The organism is Variovorax sp. 01N425 (genome assembly GCF_056399465.1).
The window spans coordinates 99,117-122,188 of the sequence record NZ_JBFTRJ010000019.1 but is presented as its reverse complement, the minus strand read 5'-3'; the positions used below and the strand labels follow the sequence as shown (position 1 = coordinate 122,188).

Below are 23,072 nucleotides of genomic sequence, written 5' to 3'. Positions count from 1 at the left end.
CGCTTCATGCGGCTGGATCTGCGCAATCCCGCCACCTCAAACTGAGCGCCCAAGGTGTTTACTATGTCCCCGCACACCTGTTACCCAGGTCCCCGGTCCATACAGCGAAGCAAAGAAAAGTAGGTCGCCCGCCGGGGCGAGACCCGGCCTCGGGAAGCAAACGATCAGCACAGATCGAAAGATCGGCAGCGATGGAAAGGCCGCCAGCCCTCACCCCAACCCTCTCCCAGAGGGAGAGGGAGTAAGCCAGAAATGACCCTCCTCAAAGTAGACAACCTAGGCAAATCCTTCGGCGGCGTCAAAGCCGTCGACGGCATCAGCTTCGAGCTCGAGGCCGGCGAGCTGCTGGCCCTCATTGGCCCGAACGGCGCCGGCAAGTCCACCACCTTCAACATGGTCAACGGCCAGCTCAAGGCCGACCAGGGTTCGATCGTGTTCGACGGCCATGAGCTCGTGGGCCAGAAGCCGCGCGAGATCTGGCGCAAGGGCGTGGGCCGCACCTTCCAGATCGCCGAAACCTTTGCCTCGCTCACCGTCGCCGAGAACGTGCAGATGGCGATGCTCTCGCATGACGGCAAGCTGTTCTCGATGTGGCGCCGCGCGGCGGACCACAAGCGCGACGAAGCGCTGGCGCTGCTCGACCAGGTCGGCATGAAGGCGCAGGCCGACCGGCCCTGCAGCGAGCTCGCCTATGGCGACGTCAAGCGCGTCGAACTCGCGATCGCGATGGCCAACGCGCCCAAGCTGCTGCTGATGGACGAGCCCACCGCCGGCATGGCGCCGAAGGAGCGCAACTCGCTGATGGCGCTGACCAAGGAGCTCGTGGTCCAGCGCGGCCTGGCCGTGCTGTTCACCGAGCACAGCATGGACGTGGTGTTCGCCTACGCCGACCGCATGATCGTGCTGGCCCGCGGCCGCCTGATCGCGCAGGGCAAGCCGCTCGAGATCCGCGACCATCCGAAGGTGCAGGAGGTGTACTTCGGCAGCGGCAAGACCTTCGAGAAGATCGCAGAAAAAGCCGCCGAAGTGAACGCGGCCGTGGGAGCAGCAACCGCATGAGCACGCACGAAACACTGTTGAAGGCGAACTCGCTGTGCGCCTGGTACGGCGCCGCACAGATCCTCTACGACGTCGATCTTGAAGTGCGGCGCGGCGAGGTCGTCGCGCTCATGGGGCGCAATGGCGCCGGCAAGTCGACCACGCTCAAGACGCTGATCGGCATGCTCGCCAAGCGCAAGGGCAGCGTCAGCTTCCTCGGCCACGACATCTCGAAGAGCGAACCCCATCACGCGGCGAAGCTCGGCCTGGGTTTCGTGCCCGAGGACCGCCGCGTGTTCACAGATCTCACGGTGATGGAGAACCTCGAAGTCGGCAAGCAGCCGCCGCGCCGCTGGGCTGACGGCAGCGAGGCGCCGCTGTGGACGCCCGAGCGGCTGTTCAAGCTCTTTCCCAACCTGGGCGAAATGCCCGACCGCCCGGGCGGCCGCATGAGCGGCGGCGAGCAGCAGATGCTCACCGTGGCGCGCACGCTCATGGGCAACCCCTACCTGGTGCTGCTCGACGAGCCCTCCGAAGGCGTGGCCCCGGTCATCGTCGAGCAGATGGCCAACATGATCCTCGAACTCAAGGCACAGGGCGTGAGCATCCTGCTGTCGGAGCAGAACATGCACTTTGCCGAGCTGGTATCCGACCGCGCCTATGTGCTCGAGAAGGGCCAGATCCGCTACCACGCCACCATGGCAGAGCTCGCGGCCAACGAAGAGGTGCGCCGCGCCTACCTGAGCGTCTAGCCGCACCCACGCGGCCATTTTTCTTTTTTGTCATCAACCACCGGAGCACACGCCATGCACGACTCGCACCGCAGATCCCTTCTGAAGTCCACGGCCGCACTGGGCCTGCTGGGCGCGGCCGGACCCTTGTTCGCGGCTCCGAAGCTCAAGCCGAACGACAAGTCCGCGCTGATCGTGATCGACGTGCAGAACTGCTTCGTCGATGGCGGCACGCTGCCCGTCAAGGGCGGCGCCGAGGTGGTGCCGGTGATCAACAAGCTGGCCGATTCGTTCGAGAACATCGTGGTCACGCAGGACTGGCACACGCAGGGCCATGCGTCGTTCGCGAGCGCGCATCCGGGGCAGAAGCCGTTCAGCAGCATCAAGCTCTCGTACGGCAACCAGGTGCTCTGGCCCGACCACTGCGTGCAGGGCACCGACGACGCGGCGCTGCACAAGGACCTGAAGCTGCCCACCGCGCAGGTCATCGTCCGCAAGGGCTTCCACAGGGGCGTCGACAGCTATTCCGCCTTCGAGGAGGCCGACCGCAAGACCGCCACCGGCCTGGGCGGCTACCTCAAGCAGCGCGGCATCAAGACGGTCTACGTGGCCGGGCTGGCCACCGACTTCTGCGTGGCCTGGACCGCGCTCGATGCGCGCAAGGCCGGCTTCGAGGTCTATGTGATCGAGGACGCCACGCGCGCCATCGACCTCAACGGCTCGCTCGCCGCCGCATGGAAGCAGATGGCGGCCAAGGGCGTCAAGCGCATCCAGTCCGCCGACATCCAGGCGGCCTGAGCAAACCGACCCACGCCGCATTCACACCCGCCCGGCAACAACGACAACAACGAGCTCGACAACGCATGACGATTCCGATTTCAAGGCGCGCCCTGGTGGCGGGCGGCGCAGCCCTGGCACTGGGCCCGGGCCTTCTTCGTTCGGCGCGCGCCGACAACGGCGTGACCGACGGCCTCATCCGCATCGGCCAGTCGGCCGTGTTCAGCGGCCCGGCGAAAGACTTCGGCATCGACTACCGCGCGGGCATCAAGCTGTACTTCGAGCGCGCCAACAAGTCGGGCGGCATCAACGGCCGCAAGCTCGAGCTCGTCAGCTACGACGATGCCTACGATCCCGCCAGGACGGCCGCCAACACCGCGAAGCTGATCGACGAGGACAAGGTCTTCGCGCTCGCGGGCTTCGTCGCCACCGGCAACCTCGCGGCCGCGATGCCGCTGGCCGAGAAGGCCGGCGTTCCGATGTTCGCGCCGCTGGTGGGCACCACCTCGTTCCGCACCAAGGTCAACCGCCTGCTGTTCCACGTGCGCGCGGGCTACGACCTCGAGCTGCGCAAGATCATCAGCCATCTCTCGACCCTCAGCCTCTCGTCGATTGCGGTGGTCTACCAGGACAGCGCCTTCGGCAAGTCGAACCTCGCCACCTGCGAGCAACTGGCCGCCGACTACAAGGTGCAGGTCGTGAAGACGCTGCCGCTCGCGATTGCCGCCGAAGACGCGAAGCAGGTGGTCGCCAGCCTGGCCGAGGCCAAGCCCGGCGCGGTGCTGATGATCATGGCTGGGCGCATGGTCGAAGTGTTCATGCGCGACTACCGTGCGAACGGCGGGGCGGCGCCGCTCTATACGCTGTCGGTCGGCATCACCGACGCGGCCGGTTCCGCCAAGCGGCTCGAAGGCAAGCTCGCGGGCCTGGTCACGGCCAGCATCGTGCCGCCGCCGCAGGCCGTGCGCGTGCCCATCGTGGCCGACTACCAGCGCGACCGCGCCGAGTTCGGCGAGAAGATCGACAGCTACACCACGCTCGAAGGCTACATCGCCTCGCGCGTGATGGTCGAAGGCCTGCGCCGCGCGGGCAAGGCGCTCACGCGCGACAGCTTCATTGCCGGGCTCGAAGGCATCGGCAATGCGCGCTTCGGCGATTTTCCGGTCGAGTACAGCGCGAAGAACCACAACGGCTCGACCTTCGTGGACCTGGAGATGTACACCCGTGACGGCCAGTTGCGGCGCTGAGCCGCCGCTGTACCTGCAGGTCAACGGCAGGGCCTGCTCGATCGAGGGCGTGCCGCATGCGGCCACGCTGCTGCACCTGCTGCGCAACGACCTCGGCCTGAACGGGCCCAAGTACGGCTGCGGGCTGGGGCAGTGCGGCGCCTGCACGGTGCATGTCGACGGCGTGGCGGCGCGTGCCTGCGTGATTCCCGCGCACGGCGTGGCGGGCCGCGCGATCACCACGCTCGAAGGCCTTGGCACGCGCGGCCGCTGGCATCCGGTGCAGGCCGCCTTCGAAGACGCGCAGGCCGCGCAGTGCGGCTACTGCCTGAGCGGCATGGTGATGCAGGCCGCGGCGCTGCTCGCGCGCGATCCGCAGGCGAGCGAGGCGCGCATCCGCAGCGAGCTCTCGGGCAACCTGTGCCGGTGTGGAACGCACATCGAGATTCTGGACGCGGTGCAGCGCGCGGCGGTGCGGATGCGCGCGGAGGCAAACCGATGAGCCGCCCGTCTTGTTCCCTCTCCCTCCGGGAGAGGGTCAGGGTGAGGGCATCGGCCTTCGCGCAGGCACGGCCCTTGCCATCGCCGCCGGCCCTCACCCCCGCCCTCTCCCAGGGGGAGAGGGAGCAAAGACCATGACGCGCCGCGCCGATCTGCCGCGCACGCGCGCGGACTTTCTCTCGGCCGACGGCGTGCTGCTGGTCGTGCGCGAGACACCGCCCACGCCGGCGCGTGCCAACGGCCAGCCCACGGCCGTGGCGGGCAATCCGATCGAAGGCGACGAGATCCTGCTCGCCGTGTGGGACGACGGCAGCGCCTCGGGGCTCAACGGCCACGTCGACCTCGGCACCGGCATCCAGACCGCGCTCGCGCAGATCGTGGCCGAGGAGCTCGAGCTCGGCATGCCCTGCGTGCGCATGATGCTCGGCGACACCGCACGCGCGCCCAACCAGGGCGCGACGATCGCGAGCGCCTCGATCCAGATCCATGCACAGCCGCTGCGCATGGCCGCCGCGCAGGCGCGCGCCTGGCTGCTCGCGCGCGCGGCCGAGCGGCTCGGCGTGGCCGCCGAGGCGCTGCAGGTGCGCAACGGCGTGGTGCGCGTGGCCGAGGCGCCGGACCGCCGCGTCAACTACGCGGACCTGGTGGCGGGACAGCGGACCGTGCTGCGGCTCGACCCCGCCGCGGTGCCCAAGGACCCGGCCGACTACCGCATCGTCGGCACGCGCCAGGCCCGCGTCGACATTCCCGCCAAGCTCGCGGGCGACCTCGTGTTCGTGCACGACATGCGCGTGCCCGGCATGCTGCATGGCCGCGTGGTGCGCCCGCCATATGCGGGCGCGGACCACGGCGACTTCATCGGCAACACGCTCGAGTCGGTGGACGAGTCGTCGATTGCGCACATTCCCGGCATTCGCGCAGTGGTCGTGATCCGCGACTTCGTTGGCATCGTGGCCGAGCGCGAGGAGCACGCCGAACAGGCGCTGCGCGAACTGCGCGCCAGGTGGAAGCCCTGGCCCGGCATGCCCGATCTTTCCAACCTCGCGCAGGCCCTGCGAGACAACCCGTCGACGCAGCGTCTGCTGGTCGACGAGGGCGATGTCGACGGTGCGATCGCCGCGGCCGCGCAGCCGATGCACCGTACTTATGTGTGGCCCTACCAGATGCATGCGTCCATCGGGCCTTCGTGTGCGCTGGCGGAGTGGCTGCCGGAGGACGGCAGCGGCATGCAGTTGCGTTGCTGGGCCGGCTCGCAGAACCCGCATGTGCTGCGCGCCGATCTCGCGAAGCTCATGGGCCTGGACGACGTGCAGGTCGACGTCATCCGCATGGAAGCCGCGGGTTGCTACGGCCGCAACGGCGCCGACGACGTGGCGGCCGATGCGGCGCTGCTCGCGCGCGCCGTGGGCGCACCGGTGCGCGTGCAGCTCACGCGCGAGCAGGAGCATGCCTGGGAACCCAAGGGCGCCGCACAGCTCATGGAAGTGGATGGCGGGCTCATGGCCGACGGCCGCATCGCCGCCTACGACTTCGAAACCTCCTATCCATCGAACGGCGCGCCCACGCTCGCGCTGCTGCTCACGCGCACCATCGAGCCGGTGGCGCAGGCCTTCGAAATGGGCGACCGCACGGCGCGTCCGCCCTACAGCGTCGACAACCTGCGCGTGAAGGTCAACGACATGGCGCCGATCGTGCGCGCCTCGTGGCTGCGCGGCGTGTCGGCGCTGCCGAATTCCTTTGCGCACGAGTCGTACATCGACGAGCTGGCCACCGCGGCCGGCGTTGATCCGGTGCAGTTCCGGCTGCGCCACCTGAGCGATCCGCGCGCGGTCGAGCTGGTGCAGGCCACCGCGCAGAAGGCGGGCTGGCGCATGCGCACGGGGCCAGAGGAGAACGCCGACGGCGGGCTCGGTGAAGGTGGCGACATCCTCTTCGGCCAGGGCTTTGCCTACGCGCGCTACATCCACAGCAAGTGGCCCGGCTTCGGCGCCGCGTGGGCTGCATGGGTGGCCGACGTCGAGGTCAACCGCAGGACCGGCGAGGTGCACGTGCGCCGCGTGGTGGTGGGGCACGACGCGGGGCTGCTGGTCAACCCCGCGGGCGTCGAGCACCAGGTGCACGGCAATGTGATCCAGACCACGAGCCGCGCGCTCAAGGAAGAGGTGCAGTTCGCGCCGCAGCAGGGCGCAGAAGCAGCGGCGGCCGGTGCGCAGCTGCTGCCCGACGTGCGGCCCTCGGGCGTGGTCGCGAGCCGCGAGTGGGGCAGCTACCCGATCATCAATTTCCGCGACGTGCCGGTGATCGAGGTCATGCACATGCCGCGGCCCGGCGAACCCTCGCTCGGCGCGGGCGAGTCGTCGTCGGTGCCGGGAACGGCGGCGATCGCGAATGCGATCTTCGATGCGACGGGCGTGCGCTTCCGCGAGCCGCCGTTCACGCCGGAGAAGGTGCTGGCGGCGTTGAATCCGTTGCCCTCGGACTTGCCCCCTCTCCCTCCGGGAGAGGGTTGGGGTGAGGGCGAGCGGCCTTCGAATGGAGACGCCGTCGCACCCTCATCCCAGCCTTCTCCCAGAGGGAGAAGGAGCAAGACCGATGCGCCGTGGCCCGCGCGCAAGGGCCTTTGGGCCACCAGCGCCGCGTTCTTCATCGGCGGCCTCGGCCTCATCGCCGGCCTGCTCGGCTGGCGCTCCGCCATTGCCCCCGTTTCGCTCAGCGCCCCGGTCTACAGCGAGGCCACCATCGAACGCGGCCGCGTGCTTGCCGCGCTCGGCGACTGCGCCGTGTGCCACACCGCACCGGGCGGCGCGCCCAATGCCGGTGGCCGCGCGATGCAGACACCCTTCGGCACGCTCTACACCACCAACCTCACGCCCGATGCCGACACGGGCCTGGGCCGCTGGTCGTTCAGCGCTTTCCAGCGCGCGATGCGCGAGGGCGTCTCGCGCGACGGCCACCACCTGTACCCGGCGTTCCCGTACACCGCCTTCGCGAAGACCAGCGACGACGACCTGCAGGCGCTCTACGCCTACTTCATGTCGATGCCCGCGGTGCGCGCCGAGACGCCGAAGGCCGAGCTCAAGTTTCCGTTCAGCATGCGGCCGCTCATGGCCGGATGGAACGCGCTCTTCCACGACCCCGCACCGCTGCAGCCGGTGGCCACGCAAAGCGCCGAGTGGAACCGCGGCGCCTACCTCGTCAACGGCCTGGGCCACTGCGGCGCCTGCCACACGCCGCGCAACGCGCTCGGTGCGGAGCAGGGCGGCAGCGCGTTTCTCTCGGGTGCGATGGTCGATGGCTGGGAGGCGCCGGCGCTCACGCAGCTGTCGAAGTCCGCCGTGCCGTGGGACGCCGACGCGCTCTACCGCTATCTGCGCAATGGCCACTCGCCGCGCCATGGCATCGCGGGCGGGCCGATGGCCGAGGTGGTGCGCGAACTCGCGCAGGTGCCCGATGCCGACGTGCGCGCGATGGCCACCTACCTCGCCTCGTTCAACCCGGCGCCCGCGGCCGATCCGCAGGCCGTGGCGCAGCAGGTGGTCGACAACGCGGCGCGCACGCAGGGCCGGCTGCTCGGTCCCGCGCAGCGCATGTTCGACAGCGCCTGCGCGTCGTGCCATCACGACGGCGACGGCCCCACGCTGCTCGGCGTGAACACGCCGCTCGCGCTCAACGGCAACCTCACGAGCGCGCGGCCCGACAACCTGCTGCGCACCATCCTCGATGGCGTGCGCGAGCCCGCAAGCCAGGGCATCGGCTTCATGCCGGCCTTCCGCGACGCCCTCGACGACCGTCAGATCGCCGAACTCGCGGGCTACATGCGCGCGCGCTTCGCACCGCAGGAGCCGGCGTGGAAGAACCTGCCGGCCGAAGTCGCCCGCGTGCGCGCCGCGCGCGGCCACGGCGCCGAATAAGCGGCGCTCGGCGCGTCCTGCTTTCCGCTTGCGCAGCGGCAGGGAACACATTCATTCAGAATGTCCGCTCCAAGAACCCAACCCAAGCGCCTCCGGAGACAACATGCCCCTGAATCTTTCCACCGCCGCCAGCCTTCCCCGCGACGCCGAGCGCGCCACGCTCGTCGGGCGCATCTGGCAGCCCGGCGTGGGCCCCGTACTCGTGGCGGTGCACGAGGGCGGGCTGCACGATCTCTCGCGCCTCGCGCCCACGATGAGCGACCTGCTCGAGGCGAAGGAGCCGCCCGCCGATGCGGTGCGGCGCGCATTGCGCAGCGGCCAGGCTCCGCGTGTCGCCGCGCTCGACGAGGCCATCGCCAACAGCGACGCCACCGCGCGCGACGAAGCCAAGCCCTGGCTGCTCGCACCCTGCGACCTGCAGGCCATCAAGGCCAGCGGCGTGACCTTCGTCGAAAGCCTGCTCGAGCGCGTGATCGAGGAGCAGGCGCGCGGCGATGCCTCGCGCGCCGAGGCCACGCGCGCGGCGCTCAGCGGCGTGCTCGGCGACAACCTCGCGGGCATCGTGCCGGGCTCGGCCGAGGCCGCGAAGGTCAAGGAGGTGCTGATCTCGCAGGGCGCGTGGTCGCAGTACCTCGAGGTCGGCATCGGGCCCGATGCCGAGATCTTCACCAAGGCACCGGTCCTCTCGGCCGTGGGGATGGGCGCCGACGTGGGCATCCATGCCGCATCGGTGTGGAACAACCCCGAGCCCGAGGTCGTGCTCGCGGTCAACAGCCGCGGCGAAACGCTGGGCGCCGCGCTCGGCAACGACGTCAACCTGCGCGACTTCGAGGGCCGCAGCGCGCTGCTGCTCGGCAAGGCCAAGGACAACAACGCCTCCTGCGCCATCGGCCCGTTCATCCGGCTGTTCGATGCGCACTTCGGCATCGACGACGTGCGCCGCATCACGGTGGCGCTCGAAGTGAAGGGCCCCGAAGGCTTCACGCTCGAAGGCTCGAGCTCGCTCGCCAAGATCAGCCGCGATCCGCTGGACCTCGTCTCGCAGGCCGTCGGCGCGCACCACGACTATCCCGACGGCTTCATGCTGTTCCTGGGCACCATGTTCGCGCCGACACAGGACCGTCATGGTCCTGGGCAAGGATTCACCCATGTCGTCGGCGATCGCGTGAGCATCGCCGCGCCGGAACTCGGCGCCCTCGTGAACCGCGTGGTCCATTCGGACCAGGCGCCGCGGTGGACTTTCGGGTTAAGTGCGCTGATGCGGAATTTGGCTGCGCGCGGATTGCTGTAAACGTTCTTTCTACGCTTTAGAAGGAGTTGTACTCCTTTGTGATTCATAGCCGGCACGTAGCAAACTGTTGCTGTTGACCGCGTCTCGCGTTCCCCTCAAGATAACCGGTCTTGAAAATGGTTAACACGGGAGATGGGGTTGCCGCCGAGCGAGATCGAACTACTGCAGTCGCCTGTTGAAGGCCCGCTTCCGTGCGGTGAAGACCTCGAATACGACCCCGATTTCATGGCGTTGCAGCAAGCGGCAACGGGAAAGCGGGAGCAGCAGTTCGGCTCGACCATCATTCCGGCCGAGCCGCCCGACTGGGCCCGCGTCGAGCGCATTGCCAAGCAGCTGTGCCGGCGCACGCTCGACGTGCGCGTGCTGGTTCTGCTGACGCTGGCATGGACCGAGAGCCGGGGATTGCCGGGCTACGTCGATGGCTTGCGCGTGGTGGACGGCATCCTGCAAAAGTTCTGGAACGACGTGCATCCGCGCGTTGTCGATGGCGATTTCGAAGACCCGCTGCCGCGCATGAATGCGCTGGCTGCATTGGCCGAAGCCGAGGGGCTCGGGCGCAGCGTGCGCGATGCGCGCCTGCTCGAGGATGCCGGCGCGTCGATGAGCCTGCGGCAGGTCGAGGCCCTGCTCGACTCGAGCAAGGCCGACCAGATCGATTACCCGGGCGGCATCGGCCGGCTGCGGGAAGTGGCGCGCCGCGCGCAGGAGAAGGCGGCGCCCGCGGTGGTGGCATTGCATGCGGCGCTGGAGCTGCTGCGGCGCATCCGGGAGACCTCGGAGCGGGCCCTGGGACAGAGCTGGGCCCCCGATTTCTCCCGGCTCGAACGCTCGCTTCGCACCGTGGTCCAGCTGCTGCCCGAGCAGGCCCAGCCGGAGCCGGCCGAAGCATCGCAGGCGGCAGCGCAAGGCGATGGGTCGGCGCCGGCCGCTCCTTTGGCGCAGGGCGCTGCGGCCTTGGGCCATGGCGCCTCCGGTGCGCGTGCGGCAAGCATTAAAGATATTGAAATATCGACTCGTGATGATGTGCAGGTCTTGTTGGAAAAGGCGTGCCAGTACATGGAACGCACCGAGCCCAGCCACCCGGCCCCCATGCTCATCCGCAGAGCGCAAAGGCTGCTGGACCTCAACTTTTTCCAGATCATCGAAGAACTCGTTCCCGAGGGCCTGCAGAAGATCGAAAGCTTGGCCGGCCGCTCGCTGAGCGGCGGGTCGGCAGCGGAGTGAACGGCCGGCGCAGGAACCCGGGGGCAGGCCGCCGGGACTCGACCCATACGAATAGGCATTGAGATTCAAGAGGAAGCTTTATGGCAGACAACCGTGTCAGAAACAGTGGTCAGAAGTTCATCGCGCGCAACCGGGCACCCCGCGTGCAGATCGAGTACGACGTCGAGATCTACGGCAGCGAGCGCAAGATCCAGCTGCCCTTCGTGATGGGCGTGATCGCCGATCTCGCGGGCAAGCAGGTCGACCCGATGCCTGACCTTGCCGAGCGCGACTTCATGGCGGTGGACATCGACAACTTCGACGACCGCATGAAGGCCATCAAGCCGCGCGTGGCCTTCCAGGTGCCCAACACCCTCACGGGCGAAGGACAGATGAACGTCGACATCACCTTCGACAGCATGGACGACTTCTCGCCCGCGCGCATCGCCCGCCAGGTCGGCGCGCTGCAGCATCTGCTCGAAGCGCGCACCGAGCTTTCCAACCTGCTGTCCTACATGGACGGCAAGAACGGCGCCGAGCAGCTGATCGCCCAGGCGCTGCAGAACCCGGAGCTGCTCAAGTCGCTCGCATCCGCACCCAATCCCGCCGTTGCCAAGGCGATCGAGGCCGCGAACGAAAAGTCGGGCAACCCCGGCACCCCTTCCGAGTAAGCCGACAGGATCTCCATCATGAGCACTGCACCCAAACAGACAGCGCGCGGACAGGCCGCCACCATCGAAGCGCTCGAGCCCAACGAGTTCTCCGACCTCCTGCAGCGCGAGTTCAAGCCCAAGACCGACCAGGCGCGCGAGGCGGTGCAAAGCGCCGTCAAGACGCTGGCGGTGCAGGCGCTTGAAAGCACCGTCACCATCTCGAACGATGCCTACCGCACCGTGCAGGCGATCATCACCGAGATCGACCGCAAGCTCTCCGAGCAGATCAACCAGATCCTGCACCACGAAGACTTCCAGCAGCTCGAAGGCGCATGGCGCGGCCTGCACTACCTGGTCAACAACACCGAGACCGACGAGCAGCTCAAGATCCGCGTGATGTGCGCCTCCAAGCGCGAAGTGGCGCGCTCGCTCAAGCGCCACAAGGGCATCGGCTGGGACCAGAGCCCGCTGTTCAAGAAGATCTACGAGGCCGAGTACGGCCAGTTCGGCGGCGAGCCCTTCGGCGCGCTGATCGGCGACTTCCACTTCGACCACAGCCCGCCCGATGTCGAGATGCTCGGCGAAATGGCCAAGATCGCCGCGGCCGCGCACTGCCCCTTCATCGCCGGCGCATCGCCCACGGTGATGCAGATGGATTCGTGGCAGGAGCTGTCGAACCCGCGCGACCTCACCAAGATCTTCCAGAACACCGAGCACACGGCCTGGCGGTCGCTGCGCGAGTCGGAAGACGCGCGCTACATCGGCCTGGCCATGCCGCGCTTCCTGGCGCGCCTGCCGTACGGCGCGCGCACCAATCCAGTCGACGAGTTCGAGTTCGAGGAAGAAACCGACTCGGCCCTGCACAACCGCTACACCTGGGCCAATTCGGCCTACGCGATGGGCGTGAACATCAACCGCTCGTTCAAGCAGTTCGGCTGGTGCACGTCGATCCGCGGCGTGGAGTCGGGCGGCGCGGTCGAGAACCTGCCCACCCACACCTTCCCGACCGACGATGGCGGCGTGGACATGAAGTGCCCCACCGAGATCGCCATCAGCGACCGGCGCGAGGCCGAGCTCGCCAAGAACGGCTTCATGCCGCTGGTGCACCGCAAGAACTCCGACTTCGCGGCCTTCATCGGCGCGCAGTCGCTGCAGCAGCCGGCCGAGTACTACGACGCGGATGCCACGGCCAATGCCAACCTGGCAGCGCGCCTGCCCTACCTGTTCGCATGCTGCCGCTTCGCGCACTACCTGAAGTGCATCGTGCGCGACAAGATCGGTTCGTTCCGCGAGCGCGAGGACATGGAGCGCTGGCTCAACGACTGGATCATGAACTACGTGGACGGCAGCCCCGGCACGTCGTCCCAGGATACGAAGGCAATGAAGCCGCTGGCGGCGGCCGAAGTCCAGGTGGAAGCCATCGAGGACAACCCCGGCTACTACGCCGCCAAGTTTTTTCTCCGGCCGCACTATCAGCTCGAAGGGCTGACGGTGTCATTGCGGCTGGTTTCGAAGCTGCCATCCAACAAGAAGGACAGCAGCTAGTTCAACGGTGTCCCGCAATCGGGCATATATATAACTCTGGGGGTTAATCATGGCAGTAGACATGTTCATGCGCGTCGAGGGCGCGAACGGCGAATCCAAGGACTCGAACCACAAGGACTGGACGGATATCAAGTCGTTCGCATGGGGAGCAACGCAGCCTGGCAACATGGTCAGCGGCGGCGGTGGCGGTGTGGGCAAGGCGAGCTTCAACGACCTGCAGGTGCTCGCGCGCATCGACAAGGCGGCGCCGTCGGTGATGAAGAACTGCGCGAGCGGCAAGCACCTGAGCAAGGTGGAAGTGTCGGTGTGCAAGGCCGGGGGCTCGCAGATCGAATACACGCGCGTGACGCTGGAAGAAGTGCTGGTCACCTCGGTGCAGTACTCGGCCGAGCAGGGCGGCGATGCGGTGCTGGTGCAGTTCGCCTTCCAGGCGGCCAAGGTCAAGCAGCAGTACTGGGAGCAGACCGACAAGGGCGGCAAGGGCGCCGAGACCGTGCTGGCCTGGAACATCAAGGAAAACCGGGAAGCCTGATTTCCCTTTTTTCGTGCTTGTTCCCGACCGGCCCGCGCATGCCGCGGGCCGGTCGCCTGCAGATAGTTGTCGACGGCCTTCCGGGGCCGTGCGCGAGTCAATGAGGAAGTTTCATGGGCGATGGGTTTGCAGTGCTGGGCGAGCGCTCCGTGGCCGAACACACCGAATGGGTACAGCGGCAGATTCGCGCGAGTCCACAGAATGCCGGCCTGCGGCTTGCCCTCGGCCACTTTCTTGCGCTGCGGGGCGACTGGCAGCGGGCTGAAGACCAGCTCAAGCTGGCCGCGAAGATCGATCCTTCCTTCGCTCCCGCCAGTGCCACCTGTGCAATGGCGCTGGCCGCCGAGCGGCATCGAACCGAATTCTGGAACGGCGGCCGTGCGCTGGCCGTCGTGGCCGGCGAGGCCGACTGGGTCGCGGCGCTGATTGCTGCCGCCGCCCTGCCGCCCGAACGCGCCGCCGAAGCGGCCGAGCTGCGCGAAGCCGCGCGGCAGGATGCGCCCGCATTGCAGGGCACGCTGAGCTGCGTCGACCGGTCGGACTCCCGCGCCGTGCAGGCCATCGACGGCGAGCCGGTGCAAAGCATTGAGTTCGCCTGGCTTTGCGACGGCGACGCGCGCATGGGCGCCGCGCTCGAGCTCCTCACGCCTTCGGGCTATGCGTGGCTGCCGCTGCCGGCGGTGCGCCGCCTCAAGTTCTCCCGTCCGCAGCACCTGGTCGACCTGCTCTGGGCACCGGCCGAGATCGTGCTGCATGACGGCCGCGGGCTCAACGGCCTGGTGCCGGTGCGCTATCCCGGCGCGCTCGATGCGCTGGACGACGAAACAACCCTGGGCCGCCGCACCGACTGGCTGCCGCTGGCCGGCGAGGACCAGTACGCCGGCATCGGCCAGCGCACGCTGATCAGCGAAGCCGGCGACCATTCGCTGCTCGACATCCGGCTGGTCGAGTTCGCGCCTGCCGAGAGTGCCGCGCAGTGAGTTCCGTCCTGCCAGCCAGCCGCCCGGCCATGGAGGCCGATGGCGACCAGCAAGAAAGCGTTGCACGCGACCGCCTGCAGCCGGTGCTGCTCGACCGCCTGACCGACAAGCAGCCGCAAAGCCGCCAGGAGCGCGCGGGCGCGTTCCTGATGAGCGGCAAGCTGCTGCGCGACTCGGTGCTGCGCGACCTGCAGTGGCTGCTCAACACCACCAACTTCGGCGCGGACCACACCATCAACGCCATGCCGCGCGCGCGGCGCTCGGTGGTGAACTACGGCGTGCGCGGCTGGGCCGGCGGACGCATGTCGGAGGTCGACTTCGCGGACGTCGAGGCCGCCATCCGCGCCGCGATCATCGACTTCGAGCCGCGCATCATGAAGGACAGCATCGACGTGCGCTGCGTCACCGACGCCACCGACCTGGAGCACCACAACCTGCTCGCGCTCGAGATCCGCGGCACCTTGTGGTCGGTGCCCTACCCGATCGAATTCATCCTGCGCTCCGAGCTCGACCTCGAGAGCGGCCACATGGTCCTGCGCCCGACGGGAGGGCTCTGAATGGACGCCAGGCTGCTCGACTACTACAACCGCGAGCTCACCTACATGCACGAGCTCGGTGCCGAGTTCGCGCAGCGCTACCCGAAGATCGCCGGGCGGCTGGGCATGCGCGGCATCGAGGTCAGCGACCCCTACGTGGAGCGCCTGCTCGAGGGCTTCAGCTTTCTCACGGCGCGCATCCAGCTCAAGATGGATGCGGAGTTTCCGCGCTTCTCGCAGCGGCTGCTCGAGGTGGTGTACCCCAACTTCCTCGCGCCGCTGCCGGCCATGGCGGTGGTGCAGATCGACGGCAACCTCAACGAGGGCTCGCTGAAGGCCGGCTACGAGCTGCCGCGCCACACGATCATGCGCGGACGCATGATCAAGGGCGAGCAGACGGCCTGCGAATTCCGCACCGGCCATGAGGTCACGCTGTGGCCCATCAGGATCGCGGATGCAAGCATCGGCCCCGTGCCCGCGGAAGTCGCGCATGCGATGCCCGCGGTGGCCCAGCGCGCCAGGAGCGCGATCACCATCAAGCTCGAAGCGGTGGGCGGCACCACGTTTGCCGAGATGCCGATCGAGCGGCTCGAGTTCTTTCTTTCGGGCGCGGAGCTGCATGCACTGCGCGTGCTCGAGCTTGCGGTGCACCACAGCATCGGCACCGTGTGCCGCAGCGGCCCGGGCAGCAAGGCGCGCATCGTTCCGCTCGGCGACGAAGCCATTCGCCACGAGGGCTTCGATCCCGAGCAGGCGCTGCTGCCCTATGACGCGCGCTCGTTCCAGGGCTACCGGCTGCTGCACGAATACTTCGCCTTTCCCGACCGCTACCTGTTCTTCAGCGTGAAGAACCTGCGCGCGGCGGCCTCGGCCATGGGCGGCACCACGATGGAAATCGTGATCCTGCTCGACCGCGCCGACGCCGACCTGGAGCGGCTGGTCGATGCCAAGCACTTCTCGCTGTTCTGCACGCCCATCATCAACCTGGTGCCGCGCCGCAGCGACCGCATTCCGGTGGGCCCCGGGCAGCACGAGCACCATGCGGTGATCGACCGCACGCGCCCGCGCGACTTCGAGATCTTCACGGTCGAGCGCGTCACCGGCCACATGGCGAGCGGCTCGGAAGAGCGCGAGTTCAGGCCCTTCCTGGGCTCGTTCGCTGCCGACGACGGCGACTTCGGCGCGTACTTCTCGCTGCGCCGCGAGCCGCGCCTGGTGTCCGACCGCGCACGCGCACAAGGCACGCGCACCAGCTACACCGGCAGCGAGGTGTACGTGTCGCTGGTCGACCAGCACGACGCGCCCTTTCCGCACAGCCTGCGCCACATCACCATCGACGCGCTGTGCACCAACCGCGACCTGCCGCTGCTGCTGCCCACCGGGCTGGAGTCGGACTTCTCGCTGCGCGTGTCGGCGCCGGTGCGCGGCATCCGCATCCTGCGCGGGCCGTCGCGGCCCTATCCGGCGCTGGCAGAGGGGGCGCTCACCTGGCGCCTGATCAGCCACCTGGGCCTCAACTACCTGAGCCTGACCGACATCGACGCCACGCAGGGCGCGGCCGCATTGCGCGAGATGCTCGACCTCTACGGCAACCTGGCCGACCCCGCGGTGCGCCGCCAGATCCAGGGCGTGCGCTCGATGGCGCTGGCGCCGGTGTTCCGCCGCCTGCCCGAGCCGGGGCCGATCGTCTTCGGGCGTGGGGTGGAAATCGCGCTGAAGATCGACGAAGTGGCCTTCTCGGGCGCGAGCCCCTATCTCTTCGGCGCCGTGCTGGAGCAATTCTTCAGCCGGCACGTGTCGCTCAACGCGTTCACCGAGTTCGCGCTCTCCAGCCTGCAGCGCGGCGAGATCGCGCGCTGGACGCCGCGCATCGGACGCCGCCCCGCCGTATGAGCATGCGCACCACAGCCGAGCTTGCCGACGATTCGCAGCAGGCGCCGCCGGCTGCGGTCGAGCATGCCGCGCCCGAGCATGCCGCGGCACCCGCGCGGCGCGGTGTGCCCGAGGCCGATCCGGTCCTGTGGGCCGGCCTGGTCGACCAGCCTTTCGAGCACGACCTGTTCATGCTGCTGCGCCGCCTCGATGCGCACGGCAGCCATCCGCTGCTGGGCCGCGCGCCGCGCCCGCTCGACGAGCCTTTGCGGCTGGGCCAGGAACCGTCGATGGCCTTTGCGCCCTCGAACGTCTCGGGCGTCGATGTCGACGGCGACGGCCCGCCGCGCATCTCGATCTACGGCTTCGGCCTGTTCGGCCCCAACGGGCCGCTGCCGCTGCACCTGACCGAGTACGCGCGCGAGCGCAAGCGCCACCACAGCGACAACACGCTCAGCGCCTTCGCCGACCTGTTCCATCACCGGCTCATCCTGCTGTTCTACCGGGCCTGGGCCGATGCCCAGTCGGTCAACAGCCTGGACCGCCCCGACGGCCACCGCTTCGTCGACTACGTGGCCAGCCTCATGAACATGGGGCAGCCGGGCCTGAAGGAACGCGACCGCATCGCCGACCATGCGCGCACCTTCATGGCCGGGCACCTCGTGCGCCAGACGCGCAACCCCGAGGGGCTGATCCAGATCCTGCGGCTGTATTTCGACGTGCCTGTGCGCGTCGAGGAGTTCGTGAGCGACTGGGTGATGCTCGACGAGCGCGAGATCAGCCGCATCGGCACTTCCGGGCGCAACCAGAAGCTGGGCGCCGGCGCCACCGTCGGGCTGGCGGTGCGCGATGCGCAGGGCAAGTTCAGGCTCGAACTCGGCCCGCTCTCGCAGCGCGAGTTCCGCGACTTCCTGCCGGGCAGCAAGCGCCTGCAGCAGGTGGTCGACTGGGTGCGCCAGTACGTGGGCATCGAGTTCGCGTGGGAGCTGCGCCTCGTGCTCAAGAAGCAGGAAGCCCTCGGCATGCAACTGGGCAGCGACCAGCGCCTGGGCTGGGGCAGCTGGCTCGGCACGCGCCTCTCCCCCACAGACGCCGGCGACATGCTGTTCCAGCCCGAAGCCCTGTATTCCCGTTCCGCATCGGCTGCTTCCGCGGCGGCCGAAGCCTCTTCCATGGCCTTATGACCGATATCCGCCGCGTCTCCCTTTTCTCGAAACTCAATCCGATGCTCTACAAGGCATTGGAGACCGCCACCGCCTTCGCCAAGCTGCGCGGCAATGCCTACGTGGAGCTGGTGCACTGGCTGCACCAGATCCTGCAGCTGCAGGACAGCGACCTGCTGCGCATCGTCAAGCGCGCCGGCCTCAACCTCGATGCGGTCGAGCAGGACCTGGTGCGTGCGCTCGACCGCCTGCCGCACGGCGCCACCTCGATCAGCGACATCTCGGAGCACGTCGACAACGCCGTCGAGCGCGCCTGGGTCTATGCGAGCCTGCGCTTCGAGGCCACGTCGATCCGCGGTGCCTACCTGCTCGCGGGCATCGTCAAGACGCCGGGGCTGCGCCAGGTGCTCTCGGGCATCTCGCGCGAGTTCGACAAGATCGTGCCCGACGTGCTCGTCGCGCAGCTTCCCGCATGGACCGAGGGCTCGCCCGAGGACGACTTCGACGCCGCGGCCGCGCCGGGGCAAGCCGCCCCGGCGGTGTCCCACCAGGGCGACGGCGCTGCCGCGGGCGGCTCGGCGCTGGCCAAGTACGCGAGCGACCTCACGGCGAAGGCGCGCGCGGGCGAACTCGACCCGGTCTACGGCCGCGACGACGAGATCCGCCAGATCATCGACATCCTGATGCGCCGGCGGCAGAACAATCCGCTGCTCACGGGCGAGGCGGGCGTGGGCAAGACGGCAGTGGTCGAGGGCCTGGCCTCGCGCCTTGCGGCGGGCGACGTGCCGCCCTCGCTCAAGGACGTGTCGCTGTGGGTGCTCGACCCCACGCTGCTGCAGGCCGGCGCGGGCGTGAAGGGCGAGTTCGAGCAGCGGCTGCGCCAGGTGATCGACGAGGTCGAGAAGAGCCCCAAGCCCATCGTGCTGTTCGTCGACGAGGTGCACACGCTGGTCGGCGCGGGCGGCACCGCCGGCACCGGCGATGCGGCCAACCTGCTCAAGCCCGCATTGGCGCGCGGGCGGCTGCGCACCATCGGCGCGACCACCTGGTCCGAGTACAAGAAGTACATCGAGAAGGACCCGGCGCTCACGCGGCGCTTCCAGACCATCCAGGTGCACGAGCCCACCGAGTCCAAGGCCGTGGTCATGCTGCGCGGCATCTCGGCCGAGCTCGAGAAGCATCATGGCGTGCTCATCCTGGACGCCGCGCTCGAAGCGGCCGTGAGCCTGTCGCACCGCTACATCCCCGCGCGCCAGCTGCCCGACAAGGCCGTGAGCCTGCTCGACACGGCCTGCGCGCGCGTGGCCCTGAGCCAGCATGCGCTGCCCGCGGCGATCGAAGACCTGCAGCGCCGCATCGAGGTGCTGGGCATCGAGTCGGGCATTGCGGGGCGCGAGGCGGCGATCGGCGTCGGCGAGCACCAGCGGGTGGAAGACATCGCGGCCCAGGTGGCGGCGGCGCAGGCCGAACTCGGCCTGCTGGAGCAGCGGCGTGCGGAAGAAAGCGTGCTCGTGGAGCGCATCGTGGCGCTGCGCAAGCTGCTCTCGCCCGATGCAGTGCCGGTGCGGGCCGAGGCCAAAGAGGAAGAGGGCGACGAGGCCGAAGCTCCAGTTGAAGCCGAGCCCGCTCCGTCGGAACCCGAAAGAACGCCCGAAGAGATCCGCGCCGAACTCGACCAGGCGCAGGACAAGCTCGTGCAGCTGCAGGGCGAATCGCCGCTCATCCTGGCGGCCGTCGACGCGCAGGCCGTTGCCACCGTGGTGGCCGACTGGACCGGCATTCCGATCGGCCGCATGGTGCGCGACGATGCGCAGTCGGTGCTGCGCCTCGGCGAGATCCTCTCGGCCCGCGTGGTGGCCCAGCCCGACGCGCTGGAGACCATCTCGCGGCGCATCCGCACGGCGCGCGCGCGGCTCGACAACCCGAACAAGCCGGTGGGCGTGTTCCTGCTGTGCGGCCCCTCGGGCGTGGGCAAGACCGAGACCGCGCTCGCGCTGTCGGAGGCGCTCTACGGCGGCGAGCAGAACCTCGTCACCATCAACATGAGCGAGTTCCAGGAGTCGCACACCGTCTCCACGCTCAAGGGCGCGCCGCCCGGCTACGTGGGCTACGGCGAAGGCGGCGTGCTCACCGAGGCCGTGCGCCGCCGGCCCTACAGCGTGGTGCTGCTCGACGAGATCGAGAAGGCCCACCCCGACGTGCACGAGATCTTCTTCCAGGTGTTCGACAAGGGCTGGATGGAAGACGGCGAGGGCCGCCACATCGACTTCCGCAACACCGTGATCATCATGACGTCGAACGTCGGCACCGACCTGGTCATGCAGCTGTGCGAAGACCCGACCCTGCGCCCCGACCCCGAGCCGCTCGCAGCCGCGCTGCGCGAACCGCTGCTCAAGGTGTTCGCGCCGGCGCTGCTGGGCCGGCTGGTTGTAGTGCCTTATTACCCGTTGCAAGCCGACGCATTGCATCGCATCATTCGCCTCCAGCTCGACCGCATTGCCACCCGCCTCGATGCGAACCATGGCATTGCGCTGGACTACGACAACAGCGCCGTCGAACTGGTGGCGCGCCGTTGCACCGCCATCGAGTCGGGTGGGCGGATGATCGATGCGATCCTCACGCACACCATCCTGCCGCGATTGAGCGAAGAAGTCATCGGCGCCACCGTCAGTGCGCGCAAGCTCGCCGGCGTGCGGCTGTCCGCAGCGGGCGACGACTTCCGGTACGAATTTTCCGAAGCCTAAGAAGACAAGGAGACAAACTCATGGCCAGAGTCGTACGAGCGCACACCCCGCTTGGGGAAGACCAGCTCCAGTTCCGCTCGATGCATGGCACCGAGGGACTGTCGCAGTTGTTCGAATTCGAGGTCGACCTGCTGAGCCCGAGCGCGTCGATCGACATGAAGGCGGTGCTCGGAAAACCCATGGCCCTGGAGATCCAGACGGCCGGCGCGCCCCGTTTCCTGAACGGCCAGGTGGTCCGCTTCTCCATGATCGGACGCGAAGGCGGTACCTCGCGCCACACCGTCTATCGTGCTTCGGTGCGCCCATGGCTCTGGTATCTCACGCGCTCCAGCGACAACAAGATCTTCCAGAACAAGACGGTCGTCGAAGTTCTCGAGGACGTATTCGGCGACTACAACTTCGCCTTCGAGAAGAAGCTCACCGGCACCTATCGCCAGTGGGAGCACTGCGTGCAGTACAACGAGACGGACTTTGCCTTCGTGAGCCGGCTCATGGAACTCGAAGGCATCTACTACTACTTCAAGCACGACAAGAACCAGCATACGCTGGTGCTGACCGACGACGTCACGATGCACGAGCCGATGTCCGGCTACGAAACCATCAATTACTTCGCGGCCGATCGCGACGTGACCGAGGACATGGAGGTCATCGACAACTGGCAAGTGACGGCCGAGATCCGCTCGGGCAGCTATGCGGTGGATGACTACAACTTCACCACGCCGGGCGCCGATCTGAGCGGTGCCCGCTCCATGCCGCAGCCGTACGACCACTCGGGCTATGAGATGTACGAGTGGCTCGGCGAGTACACGAACCCCGGCGAAGGCGAGCACTATGCGCGCGTGCGGCTGGAAGAAGCGCAGTCGATGGCCGAGCGCAGCGTGGGCCATGCCACGGTCCGGGGCATGGCGCCCGGCTACACCTTCTCGATGCAGAACTCGCCGAGGTCGGACGACAACCGCGAGTACCTGATCGTTTCGGTGAACTACATGCTGCGCGAAGGCGGCTACGCCACCGGAGCCGCACCGGGCGAATACAGCTTCAACTTTGTCGTCCAGCCGACGTCCCTGCCCTTCAGGGCACCCCGGATCACGCAAATCCCCAGGACCACCGGTCCGCAGACCGCGGTGGTGGTCGGCCCCGAAGGCGAGGAGATCTGGACCGACCAGTACGGCCGCGTCAAGGTGCAGTTCCGGTGGGACCGCAGCGGGCGCCGCAACGAGAACTGCTCGTGCTTCGTGCGCGTGTCCCATGTCATCGCAGGAGACGGCTTCGGTGCTGTTTTCACGCCGCGCATCGGCCAGGAAGTGGTGATCGATTTCGTCGACGGGCGGGCCGACCGGCCGCTCGTCGTGGGGCGGGTCTACAACCCGCGCCAGATGCCACCCTTCAATCTGCCGGGCGAGCAGACCAAGAGCGGGTTCGTCACGCGTTCTACGCCGGGCGGCTCGCCGGAAACCGCCAACTCGCTCGTCTTCGAAGACAAGATGGGCGCTGAATACGTAGCGCTTCATGCAGAGCGCGACCTGAATGTCTCGGTGGAGAAGAACGAGACCCACGACACCGGTGGCACGCGCACGACCGTCATCGTGGGGCATGAATCGGCCACCTACAAAGCCGGCGAAGAACGTCATATCACCGAGGGCGCGGTGGAGACGATCGACGGCGGAGAGACTCGCACGGTGACCGGCGGAGCGACCGAGACAGTTTCCGGCGGCGAGACGCGGACGATTTCGGACGGCGCGACCGAGACGATCAGCGGCGGCGAAACGCGCACTGTCAGCGGAGGGTTCACGGAAACCATCAGCGGTGGTGCGACCGAGACGATCAGTGGAGGTGTGAACTCGACGATCACCGGCGGCGTGACCCAGACGATCACGGGCGGCGTGAACGAGACCATCAGCGGCGGCCTTACCTTCATGGTGAATGGCGGGGTCACCAGCAACGTCCTGGGCAACCACACGCATGTCGTCACGGGGGGCAGCACGACCACCACGACCGGACCCACGATCAATAACGCGCCGGACATTGTTGACAACTCGGACAGGCGGACGATCAATGCGGGCGACAACACCGTCAACGCAGCCAAGGAAGGCTGGTGGCGCAACACGGACAACCACGGAACGCTCGAACATACGGGCGTCAATGTGGCGGCGGTCGATGTCAATGGCGTGAAGCTGCAATTCTCGGGGGTGAACGGCCAGTTCAACGGCGTGTTCATCAACCTGTCCGTGACCAGCATCATCGATGCGAAGTTCAAATACAAGCTCAATCCCGTTGGCATCTCGACAGTCGGACTCAGTCTCAAGACCGGCTACATCGCAGTGGCATTCAAGAGCCTTTTCATGAAGGCCTGATGCGCGGCATTCCTT

The 23,072-nt window shown here is 67.9% G+C and carries 17 protein-coding genes; all 17 read left to right on the top strand.

From position 1 onward, the window contains the following. Positions 1 to 252 precede the first annotated feature (252 nt). The 17 genes from AC1DSC_RS28070 (at position 253) to AC1DSC_RS27990 (ending at position 23,057) form a co-directional block, all read left to right on the top strand. Positions 253 to 1,059: an ABC transporter ATP-binding protein gene (locus AC1DSC_RS28070; RefSeq protein ID WP_012745350.1), complete on the top strand. Its 807-nt coding sequence runs from the start codon at positions 253 to 255 to the stop codon at positions 1,057 to 1,059. Beyond that, the gene (locus AC1DSC_RS28065) at positions 1,056 to 1,790 is read left to right on the top strand and encodes an ABC transporter ATP-binding protein (RefSeq protein ID WP_028256307.1); all 735 of its coding nucleotides are present in this window, start codon (positions 1,056 to 1,058) and stop codon (positions 1,788 to 1,790) included. Before AC1DSC_RS28070 ends, AC1DSC_RS28065 begins: the two co-directional genes overlap by 4 nt. A gap of 54 nt (positions 1,791 to 1,844) precedes the next feature. Further along, positions 1,845 to 2,567: a bifunctional nicotinamidase/pyrazinamidase gene (pncA, locus tag AC1DSC_RS28060; protein ID WP_436287108.1), complete on the top strand. Its 723-nt coding sequence runs from the start codon at positions 1,845 to 1,847 to the stop codon at positions 2,565 to 2,567. Positions 2,568 to 2,632: 65 nt separating this feature from the next. After that, entirely contained in the window at positions 2,633 to 3,793 is a 1,161-nt protein-coding gene (locus AC1DSC_RS28055) for an ABC transporter substrate-binding protein (protein ID WP_436287109.1), read from the top strand. Continuing rightward, positions 3,771 to 4,274: a (2Fe-2S)-binding protein gene (locus AC1DSC_RS28050; protein ID WP_436287110.1), complete on the top strand. Its 504-nt coding sequence runs from the start codon at positions 3,771 to 3,773 to the stop codon at positions 4,272 to 4,274. The genes AC1DSC_RS28055 and AC1DSC_RS28050 overlap by 23 nt, the downstream gene beginning before the upstream one ends. A 133-nt stretch (positions 4,275 to 4,407) precedes the next feature. After that, positions 4,408 to 8,184 carry a molybdopterin cofactor-binding domain-containing protein gene (locus AC1DSC_RS28045; protein ID WP_436287111.1) on the top strand — a complete coding sequence of 1,259 codons (3,777 nt, stop codon included), beginning with the start codon at positions 4,408 to 4,410 and terminating at the stop codon, positions 8,182 to 8,184. A 103-nt stretch (positions 8,185 to 8,287) separates the two neighbouring features. Further along, complete coding sequence (locus AC1DSC_RS28040) at positions 8,288 to 9,475, top strand: fumarylacetoacetate hydrolase family protein (protein ID WP_018906623.1); 1,188 nt, start codon at positions 8,288 to 8,290, stop codon at positions 9,473 to 9,475. 132 nt (positions 9,476 to 9,607) lie between these two features. Continuing rightward, positions 9,608 to 10,699 carry a type VI secretion system protein TssA gene (gene tssA / locus AC1DSC_RS28035; RefSeq protein WP_436287112.1) on the top strand — a complete coding sequence of 364 codons (1,092 nt, stop codon included), beginning with the start codon at positions 9,608 to 9,610 and terminating at the stop codon, positions 10,697 to 10,699. Positions 10,700 to 10,779: 80 nt separating this feature from the next. Further along, positions 10,780 to 11,349, top strand: a complete 570-nt coding sequence (gene tssB / locus AC1DSC_RS28030) for a type VI secretion system contractile sheath small subunit (RefSeq protein ID WP_012745358.1) — start codon at positions 10,780 to 10,782, stop codon at positions 11,347 to 11,349. 18 nt (positions 11,350 to 11,367) lie between these two features. Continuing rightward, entirely contained in the window at positions 11,368 to 12,876 is a 1,509-nt protein-coding gene (gene tssC, locus AC1DSC_RS28025; protein WP_012745359.1) for a type VI secretion system contractile sheath large subunit, read from the top strand. 49 nt (positions 12,877 to 12,925) lie between these two features. After that, positions 12,926 to 13,408: an Hcp family type VI secretion system effector gene (locus tag AC1DSC_RS28020; RefSeq protein WP_012745360.1), complete on the top strand. Its 483-nt coding sequence runs from the start codon at positions 12,926 to 12,928 to the stop codon at positions 13,406 to 13,408. Positions 13,409 to 13,521: 113 nt separating this feature from the next. Beyond that, positions 13,522 to 14,388: a type VI secretion system accessory protein TagJ gene (locus tag AC1DSC_RS28015; RefSeq protein WP_436287113.1), complete on the top strand. Its 867-nt coding sequence runs from the start codon at positions 13,522 to 13,524 to the stop codon at positions 14,386 to 14,388. A 29-nt stretch (positions 14,389 to 14,417) separates the two neighbouring features. Further along, entirely contained in the window at positions 14,418 to 14,945 is a 528-nt protein-coding gene (gene tssE, locus AC1DSC_RS28010) for a type VI secretion system baseplate subunit TssE (protein ID WP_012745362.1), read from the top strand. Next, a complete protein-coding gene (gene tssF, locus AC1DSC_RS28005; RefSeq protein ID WP_436287114.1) occupies positions 14,946 to 16,817 on the top strand; it encodes a type VI secretion system baseplate subunit TssF in 1,872 nt (623 codons plus the stop codon). Next, complete coding sequence (gene tssG / locus AC1DSC_RS28000) at positions 16,814 to 17,980, top strand: type VI secretion system baseplate subunit TssG (RefSeq protein ID WP_436287115.1); 1,167 nt, start codon at positions 16,814 to 16,816, stop codon at positions 17,978 to 17,980. The genes tssF and tssG overlap by 4 nt, the downstream gene beginning before the upstream one ends. Beyond that, complete coding sequence (gene tssH, locus AC1DSC_RS27995) at positions 17,977 to 20,703, top strand: type VI secretion system ATPase TssH (RefSeq protein WP_018906618.1); 2,727 nt, start codon at positions 17,977 to 17,979, stop codon at positions 20,701 to 20,703. Before tssG ends, tssH begins: the two co-directional genes overlap by 4 nt. A 20-nt stretch (positions 20,704 to 20,723) precedes the next feature. Further along, the gene (locus AC1DSC_RS27990; protein WP_062363806.1) at positions 20,724 to 23,057 is read left to right on the top strand and encodes a type VI secretion system Vgr family protein; all 2,334 of its coding nucleotides are present in this window, start codon (positions 20,724 to 20,726) and stop codon (positions 23,055 to 23,057) included. Positions 23,058 to 23,072: the final 15 nt, after the last annotated feature.